We start from the raw sequence: 13583 nt of genomic DNA on the forward strand, positions 1-13583 counted from the left end.
ACGTTCCCGGGTCCGCGGGATAATAGGAGCATGACAGGACAGGATCAGGACCGCGGCCAGGACCGCGACCCGTGGGAGGAATTCGACCGGCTCAAGCCGGCCGGGCCGGACCGCGTCGCTGGACAGCCGGGCGGTGAGCCGCACGGCTTCGGATTCCGCACAGGGGTCCGGAGCGCCCGGGTGGCCTACGGGTTCGCCGTCTATACCCTGGTCCTCGGCACTGCGCTGGTAGTCACCGGGGCTGTCGTCTTCATCGGCACCGGACAATGGCTGCTGCTGGGGCTCATGGGGCTGGTTGAGAGCGTCTTCATCCTGGCCTTCGCCCGGCTGGTGACCCAGGCACGGAACCGGCGGGCCGCCGGCTGACGGGACAAAGCCTGAGCTAGAGCCAGCCTTTCTTTTTAAAAATCCCGTACATCAGCGCCGCAGCCGATACCATCATGCCGATGGCCATCGGATAGCCGAAGGCCCAGTGCAGCTCGGGCATCACGTCAAAATTCATGCCGTAAATGCTCGCCACGATTGAGGGTGCAAAGAAGATCGCCGCCCAGGACGAAATCTTCTTGACCTGCTCATTCTGTTGCGCGCTGACCTCGTTCTGCCGGTTAGCGGTCAGCGTGCCGTCAAGGGTGAGCGCATTCTGCAACAGATCGCGGAACGAATCGGCGCGCGAGATGAGCCGCTCAACGTGGTCCTCGACGTCGCGAAGGTTGTGCCGCAGTTCCGAATCCACCTCATACTTCTCAAATCCCCGGCGAAGCAACTGCATCATGGCCGGCAGTGGATGGATGGCGCGTTGGAACTGGATGACTTCCCGGGCCAGCTCGTAGATCCGGCGCGACACCTTGGGATCGCCGCTGAAGAGCTGGTCCTCGATTTCGTCGATGTCATTTTCCAGGCCGGCCACAACGGGCATGTAATCATCCACCACCTGGTCCATCAGCGCGTACAGCACCGATTCCGGCCCGTGGCGCAGCAGATCCGGACGGCGCTCAAGGCGCCGCCGCACCTCGGCCACCCCGCCGGTCTCGGCATGCCGGACGGTGACGACGAAGTTCCGGCCCGTGAAGACGTGTAACTCCCCGAACTCGACCGATTCGGTTTCGTCCAGATACCTGGCCGGGCGCAGCACGGTAAAAAGATTGTCGTCGTAGCGCTCCAGCTTGGGGCGCTGATGGGCCGAGATCGCATCTTCCACGGCCAGGCCGTGCAGACCGAATTCCTCCGCAACAGCGGCCATTTCGCCGGCCGTGGGCCGGTACAGCCCGATCCAGGCCATCCCGCCATGCTTGGTCAGGGTCTCGAAGGTTTGCTCGAGGCTCTGCGGCTCGGCGCTTCGGACGCCGTCAACGTAGACGGCGTTGTCGATGATAGTCACCGGCCTATTATCCGCTCACTGAGGCCGGACCGGGGCCAACGCGCTGCCCTGCGCCAGTCTGCTGATCAACGGCTCGGTGCGGTACGGAATGTGGGTGTGCAGCGCCAGGACCGTTTCGGTGCGGATGACGCCCTTAATCCGCAAAATGGACCGCAGGGCCGTCTGCAGGTTGTGTGTGTCCGTCGCCACGACCCGGCACCAGACGTCGCCGCGTCCGGAAATTTCATGGACCTCCAGGACCTGGGCGATCAGCCGGAGCGCGGCCACAACGCCGTCGAGTTCGCGGTGGTTCACCTCGATCGTGACGAAGGCGACGACGTCGTAGCCCACCGCCTCGAGGTCAATCTCCCGGCCGCCGTCGTGCAGCACCCCGGAGCGCTGCATCCGGCGCAGCCGGGACTGCGCGGTGTTCCGCGCGATGCCGAGAGAGTCACTGAGTTCGCCGATCTGGATCCGCGGATCCCGGATCAGCTCCAGCAAGATCTTCAGGTCGGTGGGGTCCAAACTGTTCAAATCATCACTCCGGTTCATACTGTCGCGTTGTGATTGCCTGTTTTGATCAATTCTGGCACAAATTTTAGTTCGAAAGGTCATGAAGGCGTCAGTCTTTAGGTATCCAATCTCTTCCGGCCCGGTCTCTTCGCCCACCACCGCGAATTACCGGTCCGCCACCACGCAAGGGCAAAGTAATGACCGTCTTCAGCGAGCTCCGCATGCGTCCGGCCACCGCCGAGCGCTGGGAGTGGGACGCCTCCACCACAGCACGGCTGGTGATGGCCGGCGTCGTGATCTTCACACTGCTGATCGGCGCGAACCTTGCGACGCCGTTGTATCCGTTGCTGCAGGCCAAGCTCGGTATTACGGCGCTGGATGTCACGGTGGCGTTCTCCGCCTACGTCCTGGCGCTCGTCGCGACGCTGCTGCTGGCGGGCCACTGGTCCGACTACATCGGGCGCCGGGCCGCCCTGCTGCTGGCCGTGCTGGTGGGGCTCGCCGGTGGTTTTGTCTTCGCGACGGCGGACAGCCTGATTATGCTGTCCGCCGGCCGGGCGCTGCAGGGCGTCTCGGTGGCCCTGGCCACCGGCGCCAGCTCCGCCGCATTGCGTGAGCTGCTGCCCAGCCGGCCGGAATGGGCCTCACGATTCACCCTCCTGGCCTCAGCCGGGGGAGTGGCCGCCGGGCCGGCTATCGGGGGAGCGCTCTCGATGCTTCCGGGGCCCACGACGACCCCGTACTACCTGCATTCCCTGATCCTTGCAGGGCTCCTGGTTCCGCTGTACCTGCTCAAGGCCCGCCCGGCCATCACCCTGCACGCGGGGCCGCAGCCGCTCCGCGTCCTGGCCCCGCGGCGGCCGGCCGTATCCCGTGCGGCACGCGGTGCATTCTGGCTGGCGTCCGCCGTTGGATTCCTCAGCTTCGCCGTCTTCGGCTTCTCCCTGTCCCTGGCGCCCGGCTATTTTGCCCAGATCCTCCAGATTGACTCCCGCCCGCTGATCGGCCTGCTGGCCGGCCTGACGCTCGGCGCCTCTGCTGTCAGCCAACTGCTGGCGGTCCGCGGACGTTTTGTGGTCCCGGCGGGGTTGGGACTGCTGGCGGTTTCGGTCCTGCTGATCTCCGTCGCTGCCGCAACAAGCAGCCCGTGGCTGCTGATCCTCGCCAGCATCAGTGCCGGCGTCGGACAGGGAATCTCTTTCCGGACGGTCTTCAATGACGTCGCCGGCAGGGTTGAGCCGGCCCGCCACGCCCAGATCATCAGCGCGGTCTACGTCATTACGTACCTCGGCAGCGCATTCCCGGTGATCGGCCTCGGCCTCGCCGCCGGGATCCTCGGCCTGCAGGCTGCCGTGACCGGCTTTGTGGTGCTGTGCGCGCTTGCGTCGGCCACCCTCGCCGGCATCACCCTCCGCCAGGCACTCCGCGGGGCCTGACACCGGCTTGCGGCACGTTCAGCCGGGCAGCGGGCCGTGGTGTCCCTGGATATGGTCGAAGACCAGTGTGGTTTCGGTGTGGCCCACGACGGGATCGGTGGCCAGGTTATCGAGCACCCAGTCGCGCAGTTCTTCGGTGGTGGCCACCGCGATATGCAGCAGGTAATCCACCGAACCTGACGTGTGGAAGGTGGAAAGGACCGCCGGTAGCCGGGGGACCCTGGAGGTGAAACGGTCGATCTGCTCGCGGTCGTGGGCGCGCAGCCGGACGGCGATGAGCGCCTGGACCGAGCGGCCGATGGCGGAGAGGCTGAGCTTCGCCTCGAAGCCCTGGATGATGCCGCGCTCGGACAGTGCCCTGGTGCGCATCAACGCTGTCGACGGGGCGATCCCGACGATTTCGGCGAGTTGCTTGTTGGAGATGCGGGCGTCGGCTACGAGTTCCGCGAGCAGGCGCTCGTCAATGGCGTCCAACGGCTCGCCGGCACCGGCCGACGGCCGAATATTCTTCGCACTGCTGCTCATGGTTCCTCCTTGGAATGCTGTCAGTTCATCATATCCGCCAAGTTCCGGCCGTTCGATTCATGTGCCCTATAAATTGCCGAATTACTGCCAGATACTTAGCGGATTCATTTGGTGAAAATTCATAAGGAGCAATGGTGCTTTCACAGGATTCCCTCGCAGTCCACGCAGGCCGTCAGGGCCTCACGGAACTCGGCGTGCATGCGGTTCCGATCGACCTTTCGACGACGGCGCCGCTGCCCTCGGTCGAGGGGGGAGGCCTGGCCTACGAGCACATGGCAACCGGCGGGGCGCACGCCGACGGCCAGAGCACCGTCTACCAGCGGCTGTGGAATCCGACCGTGGCCCGGTTTGAGGAAGGCGTCGCTGTCCTCGAAGGCACACCGGAGGCTGTGGCGTTCGCTACCGGTATGGCGGCACTCAGCGCCGTCCTGCTCGCGGTCGTCGCCGGCGGCAAGAAACACGTCGTTGCCGTGCGGCCCCTCTACGGCGGAAGCGACCACCTGCTGGCCTCCGGGGTGCTCGGCACAGAGGTCACCTACACAACGCCGGAAGGCGTTCATGCAGCGCTGCGGCCCCGACACCGGACTGGTGATCCTCGAGACTCCGGCCAATCCCAGCCTGGAGCTTGTGGACATCGCCCTAGTGACGGCTGCGGCGGACGGCGTCCCGGTGCTGGTCGACAACACCTTCGCGAGCCCGATCCTGCAGCAGCCCTTCAAACACGGTGCAACCATGGTGCTGCACAGTGCCACAAAGTTTCTGGGCGGACACGGCGACGCGATGGGCGGTGTGGTGGCCGCGGCCCCGGAGTGGACCGCGAGGCTGCGCCGCATCCGGGCCGTGACCGGGGGGATCCTGACCCCGTGGCCGGCCTATTTGCTGCACCGGGGCCTGGCAACACTGCCGGTTCGGGTCCGGGCACAGCAGTCCAGCGCGGAAAAGGTTGCGGTCGCCCTGAACGAACACTCGCTGGTGCAGCGCGTCTATTACCCGGGCCTGCCCGACTGCGATCCGCAGGGCATCATCGGCACCCAGATGGCTGGCCCGGGCTCGCTGATGGCGTTTGAACTTGCCGACGCCGGCCATGCAGAACGGATCCCATCGGCTGTGCGCATGATCACCCACGCCGTCTCGCTCGGCGGCATTGACACCCTCATCCAGCACCCTGCCGGGCTCACCCACCGTCCCGTGGAGGCCGGCGCGAAGCCGCACGCGGCCCTGTTGCGGATCTCCGTGGGGCTGGAGGACCCGGCCGATATCCTGGCAGACCTGGTCCAGGCGATTGAGTCCACCCGCTAGGCTGCCCGTGCCGGGTTCGCCGGAAGCCCGCGGCGGCGCTGGCCCGGCTTCCGGCGGCGCCGCACCTCTCCGGCGATGTGAGTGAAGGCAGCGGTTCATTAGGATGGTCCTGTGACTAACTCTGACCTCACGCCGGCGGCGGACTCTGCTCATCTGTCCCCGGCCGGCGGCACCACAGGCCGCGCGGCCACCGGCACGGTGATCGGCCTGGATATCGGCGGCACCAAAACCCATGGCGTTCGTTTTGAGGACGGCGTGGCCGTGGCCAATGAGACGGCGGGCAGTTCCAATGTCCAGAACGTCACCCGCGAGGAGGCAGCCAGCCACCTTGCCGACCTCTTTGCCAGGATCGGCGGGGGGAACGTCGAGCAGGTCTACGCGGGAGCCGGCGGCATCGACACCGACGGCGACGCCGCCGCGCTCGCCGGGCTGATTGCGCCGCACGTCCCCGGCGCCAGGATCACAGTTGTCCACGATTCGCGCCTCCTCCTGGCCGCCGGCGGCGCCAGCACCGGTGTCGCCGTCATCGGCGGCACGGGCTCGGCGGCCTGGGGCAAGAACGACGGCGGAGCCGAAGCGCGCGCCGGCGGCTGGGGCTACCTCCTCGGCGACGAAGGCAGCGGCTACTGGCTCGGACGCGAGGCCGTCCGGCACAGCCTGCGCCGGATGAACCAGGGGTTTGAACCGGATGAGCTGACAGACGCCCTGTTGGCGGCCTGCGGGCTGGACCACCCGAACAAGCTGATCGCGCATTTCCACTCCACCGGGACCGGCCGGCGGTTCTGGGCCCAGCAGGCCCGGCTCGTGGTGGAGGCCGCTGCGGCCGGCCACGCCGTGAGCGGTGCCCTCGTGGACCAGGCCGGGCGCGACCTGGCGTCCCTGGCTGGGCAGACCCTCCGGCAGCTGGGCATCGATGGCCCCGTGGTGCTCGGCGGCGGACTGGGAATGCATGTGCCCCGGGTCCAGGCATCCTTCCGGGCTGCCCTGGCCGCCGCCGGGATCAGCGACGTCCGGGTCCTCGAACAGGATCCTGTGTTCGGCGTCCTCCAGCTCGTGGCCGAACAAGACTGACGAAACGGCAGCCGACGACGGCGGCCGGATCCATTAACCGGTGCGGGCCGGCGCCCGTGCGGACAGACCACTGCGGCGGTCAGCGCCGGCTGCGCGGCCTCAGCTGGACGCCCGGAAGGGCCGGTGCCGGGATCCGTCCGGCCTCGGCTCCGGCGTCCGGGCCATGGCCGGGAACCAACCCGAACCTGGCCGCCGCCGCGCCGGCATCGGGGAAATCCGCCTGCGCCTCCCAATCAAGCCGCGCCCGCTCCACGTCGGCGTGTGTGCGGCCTACGAAGTTCCACCACATCAGCAGTTCCTCCTCGAAGGGGAGGCCGCCCAGCAGGATGAAACGACCATCACGGTCGCGGTGAAACCCGGACCCTTAAGCTGTGGGAGGTAGCGGTGCTGTTCGAAAGACGGTGGCCGGTGGCGCTCGGCGTCGGGCAATGCCACCCACAGCTGCAGTCCGCGCTGCAGCGGCAGCGGCGGCGCGTCCCCGGTGCCGGCCGGTTGGCGTCCCGGCAGCACCGCGAACTCCGAGTGGGCGACGCCGTGGCCTGCGGTCATGATGTTCAGCTCACCCGCGCGGACCAGTACATCGCTGCCAACGCTGTCCCGGTGCCGGATAGTGCCCTGGAGCGGCCACGTAACAGTCTGCAGACCCGTGTGCGGGTGCGGCAGCACGGACATCGCCACCCGGTCCGGTGCTTCAGGACCGCCGGACCGGTTCCGATCCGGGGCCCGCGGCAGCGCCGCTACGCTGGATGGATGAGCCTGACATTCGACACCCGCCCCGCCGCCTACGCTGTCATCATCCGCGACGGCGGCATCCTGCTCGCGTACTGGAAACAGGGCGGGCGTGAAGGCTGGACCCTTCCGGGCGGTGGCCTGGACCTGGCCGAACATCCCGTCGACGGATGCCGCCGGGAGATCCATGAGGAAACCGGCTACCACGCCGAAATCGGCGCGATGCTGGGAATAGACGTCGGACACTGGCCCGCCGAGATCCGGCTCGACGGCGGGGAGCGCGATTTCCAGTCACTGCGGCTGGTCTACGACGCGACGATCACGGGCGGTGAGTTGCGCCATGAAGTGGGCGGGAGTACCACCCACGCGGCGTGGATCCCGCTGGCCGAAGTGTCCCGCCTGAACCGGGTTTCGCTGGTGGACGCGGGCCTCAGGCTCTACCGGGAACGGCCGCTGGACGGCAGGCTTTCCTCACCCTCCCTCACTTCGCCGGGCAGTGTCGGTTAGCGTAGGAACGCCGCCGGTGTTGACGCTGTGTCCGCTTCAGCTGAGCACAGCGACGGACTCCTCTCCGACCAATCGTCAGCCCGGGCCCCGGAAGCACCTGGCGGCCGAACAGCGCGGGGGCGCTGACCACACTCGGAGCGGCGCCGGTACCGTGCCGGAAAATATTCGGGCTCGGTACCCATCCGAAATCGTTGTGTATCCGAATCCTTACGGTAGCCGCGGCGCCGCTGACAGCGTCAGGGGTGCTGGCTACGCTGGTCTTACACGCTTTACAGCCAAAAACACCGTGCCTATGATCGGTTGGCTGGACCATCCGCAGTTGCCGCCAACAGTTAGGTACGCCCGGAAATGGCTGAAGCCATGATCGATTTCCAGAACGTGACGAAGCACTACCAGGGTGTCCAGGCTGCCGTCGACAACCTGAGCATGTCCATCGACAAAGGGGCCATCACGGTTTTCGTCGGCCCCTCGGGCTGCGGCAAGACCACCTCGCTGCGGATGATCAACCGGATGGTCGAACCGACGTCGGGCACCATCACAGTGGACGGCGCCGACGTCACCTCCGTTCCGGCGGCCACCCTGCGGCGTTCCATGGGCTACGTTATGCAGTCCTCCGGACTCATGCCGCACCGCTCGGTCCTGGACAACATCGCCACGGTCCCCAGGCTCAACGGGGTCTCCAAAGCGGACGCCCGCAAGCGCGCCCGGGAGCTGCTCGACGTCGTCGGGCTGGCCTCGTCGCTCGGCAAACGGTTCCCGTCGCAGTTGTCCGGCGGCCAGCAGCAGCGGGTAGGCGTAGCTCGGGCGCTCGCCGCCGATCCTCCCGTGCTGCTGATGGACGAACCCTTCAGCGCCGTGGATCCGGTGGTCCGCGAGGAGCTCCAGGGCGAGCTCCTGCGGCTGCAGCGGGATCTGGCGAAGACCATCGTTTTTGTCACCCATGACATCGATGAGGCCACGATCCTGGGCGACAAGGTGGCGGTGTTCGGCGTTGGCGGAAAACTGGCGCAGTACGCGGCGCCGGAGGAAATCCTGCGCGCCCCGGCCAACGACTTCGTCGCGTCCTTCGTGGGCAAAGACCGCGGATTCCGGCATCTCGGGTTTACGCCCTCCGACGGTGTGACCGTGCACCACGTCACGACCGTCACCCCCGCTGAACTGCGGGACGGCAGCGGTTCCGGTGAGTGGCGGCTTGTCGTGGACGACGGGCTTTTTCCACTCGGCTGGGCCGCCCCGGGCGGGGACCCCGGGTTGATCCCCGGCGGCTCGCTCTTCCGTAAAGGGGATTCGCTCCGCCGTGCCTTGGACGCTGCGCTCTCCTCGCCGGCGGGCCTCGGCGTCACCATTGACGCGGACGGGCGCGTGGCCGGCGTCATCACCGCCACCGAAGTGCTGGCCGTGATCGAATCGGACCGTCGCGCCCGGCAAGGCGCACTCTGATGGAGTGGTTCCTGGCCAACAGCACACAGGTCTTCGGGCTCGCCGGCCAACATCTGGTCCTGGCCGTTATTCCCATGATTCTGGGCGTCATCATTGCCATTCCGCTGGCCCAGCTGGCGCGGCAGAACCGGACTTTGCGCTCCGTGGTGCTGACCTCGTCGTCGCTGCTCTACACGATTCCCTCGCTGGCGCTGTTTATCATCCTTCCGACGATTCTCAACACCCGCATCCTGGATCCGCTCAACGTGATTGTGGGCCTCACCGTCTACGCCGTCGCGCTGCTGGTCCGCGCCGTGCTTGACGCCTTCGACTCGGTGGACGAAGACCTCCGCCAGGCTGCCGCGGCCATGGGCTTCAAACCGCTCGCACGGTTCCTGCAAATTGACCTGCCGCTGTCCTTCCCGGTGCTGTTCGCCGGTCTCCGGGTGGTCTCGGTCAGCAATATCTCGCTGGTCAGTGTGGCCGCCCTCCTGGGGATCGGCAACCTCGGAATGCTCTTCACCTCGGGCCTGCAGCGGGATTTCGTGACCGAGGTGATGGTGGGGATCATCGCCATCCTTGTTCTGGCGCTGATCATGGACGCGCTGCTCGTGCTCCTGGAACGGCTCTTGACGCCCTGGACCAGGGCCGGCGCGAAACCTGCCACCGTTGCGGCCCCGTCCGAGGCCGGACGTCCCCAGGAAGCAGTTGCCGGAAGTGGGGCTGCATGAGCAACGTCATCACAGACACTGTCGACTGGCTTGCCGACCCGGCCCACTGGTCCGGCAGCGGCGGCATCCCCACACGGCTCGTCGAGCACCTTCAATACACCGGCCTCGTGATGGGGATCGCCACCATGATCGCGGTGCCGGTCGGCCTGTACGTTGGCCACACGGGCCGAGGGCGGGTGGCCGTGGTGGCGATCGCCGGTGCGCTCCGGGCCCTGCCCACCCTCGGGCTGCTGACACTGTTCGTACTGCTGGCCGGGATCGGGCTGATGCCGCCGATCTGGGCCCTCGTTATCCTCACCGTTCCGCCGCTGCTGGCCGGCACGTACGCCGGAATCTCCAGTGTCGACCGGAACGTCGTCGACGCCGCCCGGGCCATGGGCATGACCGAACTCCAGGTCCTCTTCCGCGCCGAGTTCCCGAACGCCCTGCCCGTCATGTTCGGGGGGTTCCGGACCGGCGTGCTCCAGGTGATCGCCACCGTCTCCGTGGTCGCCTACATTAATCTGGGCGGACTGGGCAGGTACCTCTTCGACGGGATCGTGCTCTCCGACTTCCCCCAAATGCTGGGCGGCTCGCTGCTCATTGCCGGGCTCGCCATTGCTGTCGACCTCGTCCTCTCCCTCATCCAGAGGCTGTTCCTGTCCCCGGGCGCCTCTTCCCAGCCGAACCCCAGCCAGCAGGCTGAGGTTGATCTCACGGAGTCCGCCACCGCGGAAACTGTTGTCCAAGGAGGAAAGTCATGAAAGAAACCCGACATCAAGCGCTCGGCCGGCGCGCCTTCGGCGGTCTGGCCGCCGGCGTCGGCCTGGCCGTCGTCCTCACTGCGTGCGGCGGTTCGCCCGACCCGCTGGGGTCGGCCCCGGCCACCGGCGGGACAGCGTCCGGCGGCGCCACATCACTCGTGATCGGTTCCGCCGATTTCCCGGAAAGCCAGATCATGGCAGAGGTCTACGCCGGTGCGCTGAACGCGGCGGGGGTCACGGCCACTACCAAACCGAACATCGGTTCGCGCGAGGTTTACCTCAAGGCCGTCCAGGACGGATCCGTCGACGTCGTCCCGGACTACAGCGGCAACCTGCTGCTCTTCGTGGACAAGACCGCAACGGAGGAGTCCGCCGGGGACATCCTGAAGGCGCTCCCGGGCAAACTGCCTGAGGGACTGGCGGTGCTGGATGCTTCAGAAGCCGAGAACAAGGACGCCATGGTGGTCACCAAGGCCACTGCGGAAAAGTACAACCTCAAGTCCATCGAGGATCTGGCCAAGGTCTGCAGCGAAATCATCGTCGGCGCCCCGGCGACCTTCGCCGAACGCGCCTACGGCCTGCCCGGGCTGAAGGAAAACTACGACTGCGAGTTTAAGAGCCTTGAGCCGTTCAGCGACGGCGGCGGCGCCATCACCTTGAAGGCGCTGCTCTCGGACCAGGTCCAGGTTGCCGACATTTACACCACCACCCCGTCCATCGCGGACAACGACCTGGTGGTTCTCGAGGACCCCAAGAACAACTTCATCGCCCAGCAGGTGCTGCCCCTCTACAACAAGGCCAAGATGACGGATACGGCGAAGGAAGCACTGAACGCCGTGTCCAAGGTCCTCACCACCGAGGACCTGATCAGCCTCAACCGTGCCGTCAGCGGAAGCCAGAAGCAGAACCCGAAGGACGCCGCCGCAGCGTGGCTCAAGGACAAGGGACTCGTCAAGTAACACGCGCCTGACGGGCTGACCTCCACAACGACGGCGGCTGCCGGACATATCCTCCATGCGGGGGAGTGCCGGCAGCCGCCGTCGTTGCTGTGAGGCAGGTCTCAACGGAAGTACATCCGTCATATGGCATATTTGAGGAATGGCAGAATTCAAGCAGTCCACCAAGCTTCGCAATGTCCTGTATGACATCCGTGGACCGATCCTTCAGGCCGCCCAGCAGATGGAGGCGGAGGGGCACCGCATCCTCAAACTGAATATCGGCAACCCCGCGCCCTTCGGGTTTGAAGCACCGGACGCCATTTTGGTGGACATGATCCGCCACCTGCCGCATGCCCAGGGTTACAGCGACTCGCGCGGCATCTTCTCGGCCCGCACCGCTGTGTCGCAGTACTACCAGACCCGCGGCATCCAGAACATCCACGTCGACGACATCTACCTGGGTAACGGCGTCAGCGAACTCATCACAATGTCGCTGATGGCACTGCTCAACGACGGCGACGAAGTCCTCATTCCCACGCCGGACTACCCGCTGTGGACCGCCTCCGTGGCTTTGGCCGGCGGCAAGCCGGTGCACTACCTCTGCGACGAGGAATCGGGCTGGCAACCTGACCTTGAGGACATGGAAGCCAAGATCACCCCGCGCACCAAGGGCATCGTGGTGATCAACCCCAACAACCCCACCGGCGCTGTCTACCCGGAGGACACACTCCGAAAAATCGTCGCCCTCGCCGAAAAGCACGGCCTGGTCCTCTTCGCCGACGAGATCTACGAGAAGATCCTCTACGAGGACGCAGTCCACGTGAACATGGCCAGCCTCACGGGCGACGATGTCCTCTGCCTGACCTTCAGCGGGCTGTCCAAGGCCTACCGGGTCTGCGGCTTCCGGGCCGGCTGGATGGCCATCTCGGGGCCGAAAAAGAGCGCCGCGGACTATCTTGAGGGAATCAGCCTGCTCGCGAACATGCGGCTCTGCGCCAATGTTCCCGCCCAGCACGCCATCCAGACCGCCCTCGGCGGCTACCAAAGCATCAACGACCTGATCCTCCCGGGTGGACGGCTGCTGGAACAGCGCAACAAAGCTTATGACATGCTCAACGCCATTCCAGGTGTCAGCACCCAGCAGGCCCCGCGGCGCCATGTACCTCTTCCCGAAGCTCGATCCCGAGGTTTACCACATCCGCGACGACGAGAAATTCGTCCTGGATCTGCTCCGCGAACAAAAGATCCTCGTCTCCCACGGCCGGGCCTTCAACTGGGTCAGGCCCGACCATTTCCGGATGGTCACGTTGCCGTTGGTGAAGGATCTTGAGGAGGCCATTGGCCGGATGGGGGACTTCCTGAGCCGGTATAAAGGGAACTAGGCTTCGGTCAGCACCGCCGCCGGGCCGTTGGTCCGGCGCACGACCCGTTCGAACCGGAAAGAGGCCGCGATGGCAAAGACGCCAACCTTCGATAAACGACCGTCCAAAATTCTTAGGGTCGGGAAGGGGTTCAAGCTCCAGGACGTGGATCCGGGCTCCACCCCGGGCTACGACGGGGACAAGGCTGACGGCCATAAACTACTCGCCGAGATGGACGACAAACTCGGCGGGCTGCAGGAGCAGCTCTTCGCAGAGTCGCGATTTGGCGGCAGGAAGCGGGTCCTGCTGATCCTGCAGGCCATGGATACGGCAGGCAAGGGCGGGATCGTCAACCATGTCATGGGCACCATGGACCCGCAGGGGGTCCAGCTGGCGACGTTCAAGGCCCCCACCCCGGAAGAAAAGTCGTACGACTTCCTGTGGCGGATCGAAAAGGAAGTGCCCGCGGCCGGAATGATGGGGGTCTTTGACCGCTCGCACTACGAGGACGTCCTGATCCACCAAGTGCACCGCTGGGCTGACGCGGAAGAACTCGAACGGCGGTACGCGGCCATCAACGAATTCGAGGCCAGACAGGCAGCGGCTGGGACCAGGATCGTCAAGGTGATGCTGCACATCAGCCGTGACGAGCAGAAGGAACGCCTGCTGGCTCGGCTGGACGATCCGACGAAACGATGGAAATACAGCGGCACGGACCTGCAGGAACGCGCCTTCTGGGACGACTACATGGACGCCTACCAAAAAGCTTTCGACAAAACCTCCACCGAGGCGGCCCCGTGGCATGTGGTCCCCGGCAACAGCAAGTGGTATGCCCGGATCGCCGTCCAGCAGTTGCTGCTGGAAGCACTGGAGGGCCTTGACCTGCAATGGCCGGTTCCTGACCTCGATGTCGCCCTGGAGCGGGACCTGGTGCTGCGGTCCTGACCAGCCGCG

The 13583-nt window shown here is 66.1% G+C and carries 12 protein-coding genes and 3 pseudogenes; 11 read left to right on the plus strand and 4 right to left on the minus strand.

Annotated features, from left to right (window positions below; translation table 11 throughout):
* Positions 1-30 precede the first annotated feature (30 nt).
* Positions 31-366, plus strand: a complete 336-nt coding sequence (locus tag KY499_RS16195) for a hypothetical protein (protein WP_219885842.1) — start codon at positions 31-33, stop codon at positions 364-366.
* A gap of 16 nt (positions 367-382) precedes the next feature.
* Here the strand turns inward: KY499_RS16195 and corA are convergent, their stop codons facing one another.
* Both corA and KY499_RS16205 read right to left on the minus strand, forming a co-directional pair.
* Positions 383-1378 (minus strand): magnesium/cobalt transporter CorA, encoded by a 996-nt coding sequence (gene corA, locus KY499_RS16200; protein WP_123255353.1) that lies wholly within the window; start codon positions 1376-1378, stop codon positions 383-385.
* Positions 1379-1393: 15 nt separating this feature from the next.
* Complete coding sequence (locus KY499_RS16205) at positions 1394-1891, minus strand: Lrp/AsnC family transcriptional regulator (RefSeq protein ID WP_375141100.1); 498 nt, start codon at positions 1889-1891, stop codon at positions 1394-1396.
* Between the two features lie 176 nt (positions 1892-2067).
* On the opposite strand from KY499_RS16205, the gene KY499_RS16210 reads away from it, so the two are divergent.
* On the plus strand, positions 2068-3306 hold the full coding sequence (locus tag KY499_RS16210) for an MFS transporter (protein WP_123255355.1): 1239 nt from the start codon (positions 2068-2070) through the stop codon (positions 3304-3306).
* A gap of 18 nt (positions 3307-3324) precedes the next feature.
* Here the strand turns inward: KY499_RS16210 and KY499_RS16215 are convergent, their stop codons facing one another.
* The gene (locus KY499_RS16215; protein WP_123255356.1) at positions 3325-3831 is read right to left on the minus strand and encodes an Lrp/AsnC family transcriptional regulator; all 507 of its coding nucleotides are present in this window, start codon (positions 3829-3831) and stop codon (positions 3325-3327) included.
* Between the two features lie 131 nt (positions 3832-3962).
* Between KY499_RS16215 and KY499_RS16220 the strand changes: the two are divergent.
* Positions 3963-5130, plus strand: a pseudogene (locus KY499_RS16220) (trans-sulfuration enzyme family protein).
* A 111-nt stretch (positions 5131-5241) separates the two neighbouring features.
* Positions 5242-6201, plus strand: coding sequence for an N-acetylglucosamine kinase (locus KY499_RS16225; protein ID WP_183164504.1), 960 nt, complete (start codon positions 5242-5244; stop codon positions 6199-6201).
* Positions 6202-6280: 79 nt separating this feature from the next.
* On the opposite strand, the pseudogene KY499_RS16230 reads toward KY499_RS16225, so the two are convergent.
* Positions 6281-6888: pseudogene (locus tag KY499_RS16230) on the minus strand (pirin family protein); the annotation flags it as partial.
* A gap of 63 nt (positions 6889-6951) precedes the next feature.
* Between KY499_RS16230 and KY499_RS16235 the strand changes: the two are divergent.
* The 7 genes and pseudogenes from KY499_RS16235 (at position 6952) to KY499_RS16265 (ending at position 13574) form a co-directional block, all read left to right on the plus strand.
* Positions 6952-7437: an NUDIX hydrolase gene (locus KY499_RS16235; RefSeq protein WP_123255358.1), complete on the plus strand. Its 486-nt coding sequence runs from the start codon at positions 6952-6954 to the stop codon at positions 7435-7437.
* Positions 7438-7785: 348 nt separating this feature from the next.
* Entirely contained in the window at positions 7786-8877 is a 1092-nt protein-coding gene (locus KY499_RS16240; protein ID WP_308813056.1) for an ABC transporter ATP-binding protein, read from the plus strand.
* Complete coding sequence (locus tag KY499_RS16245) at positions 8877-9587, plus strand: ABC transporter permease (RefSeq protein WP_123255360.1); 711 nt, start codon at positions 8877-8879, stop codon at positions 9585-9587. Before KY499_RS16240 ends, KY499_RS16245 begins: the two co-directional genes overlap by 1 nt.
* Positions 9584-10330 carry an ABC transporter permease gene (locus KY499_RS16250; protein ID WP_219885843.1) on the plus strand — a complete coding sequence of 249 codons (747 nt, stop codon included), beginning with the start codon at positions 9584-9586 and terminating at the stop codon, positions 10328-10330. The genes KY499_RS16245 and KY499_RS16250 overlap by 4 nt, the downstream gene beginning before the upstream one ends.
* On the plus strand, positions 10327-11289 hold the full coding sequence (locus KY499_RS16255) for an ABC transporter substrate-binding protein (protein ID WP_123255362.1): 963 nt from the start codon (positions 10327-10329) through the stop codon (positions 11287-11289). The genes KY499_RS16250 and KY499_RS16255 overlap by 4 nt, the downstream gene beginning before the upstream one ends.
* A 139-nt stretch (positions 11290-11428) precedes the next feature.
* Positions 11429-12650, plus strand: a pseudogene (locus KY499_RS16260) (pyridoxal phosphate-dependent aminotransferase).
* A gap of 69 nt (positions 12651-12719) precedes the next feature.
* Complete coding sequence (locus KY499_RS16265; protein WP_219885844.1) at positions 12720-13574, plus strand: polyphosphate kinase 2 family protein; 855 nt, start codon at positions 12720-12722, stop codon at positions 13572-13574.
* Positions 13575-13583 lie beyond the last annotated feature (9 nt).

The organism is Arthrobacter sp. PAMC25284 (genome assembly GCF_019443425.1).
Lineage (GTDB): Bacteria > Actinomycetota > Actinomycetes > Actinomycetales > Micrococcaceae > Arthrobacter > Arthrobacter oryzae_A.

What these genes read in the sequence shown, in the direction of transcription:
- KY499_RS16195 (WP_219885842.1), top strand. Translation starts at nt 31, where the DNA reads ATGACAGGACAGGATCAGGACCGCGGCCAGGACCGCGACCCGTGGGAG.
- KY499_RS16210 (WP_123255355.1), top strand. Translation starts at nt 2,068, where the DNA reads ATGACCGTCTTCAGCGAGCTCCGCATGCGTCCGGCCACCGCCGAGCGC.
- KY499_RS16265 (WP_219885844.1), top strand. Translation starts at nt 12,720, where the DNA reads ATGGCAAAGACGCCAACCTTCGATAAACGACCGTCCAAAATTCTTAGG.
- KY499_RS16245 (WP_123255360.1), top strand. Translation starts at nt 8,877, where the DNA reads ATGGAGTGGTTCCTGGCCAACAGCACACAGGTCTTCGGGCTCGCCGGC.
- KY499_RS16250 (WP_219885843.1), top strand. Translation starts at nt 9,584, where the DNA reads ATGAGCAACGTCATCACAGACACTGTCGACTGGCTTGCCGACCCGGCC.
- KY499_RS16235 (WP_123255358.1), top strand. Translation starts at nt 6,952, where the DNA reads ATGAGCCTGACATTCGACACCCGCCCCGCCGCCTACGCTGTCATCATC.
- KY499_RS16215 (WP_123255356.1), bottom strand. Translation starts at nt 3,831, where the DNA reads ATGAGCAGCAGTGCGAAGAATATTCGGCCGTCGGCCGGTGCCGGCGAG.
- KY499_RS16255 (WP_123255362.1), top strand. Translation starts at nt 10,327, where the DNA reads ATGAAAGAAACCCGACATCAAGCGCTCGGCCGGCGCGCCTTCGGCGGT.
- KY499_RS16240 (WP_308813056.1), top strand. Translation starts at nt 7,786, where the DNA reads ATGGCTGAAGCCATGATCGATTTCCAGAACGTGACGAAGCACTACCAG.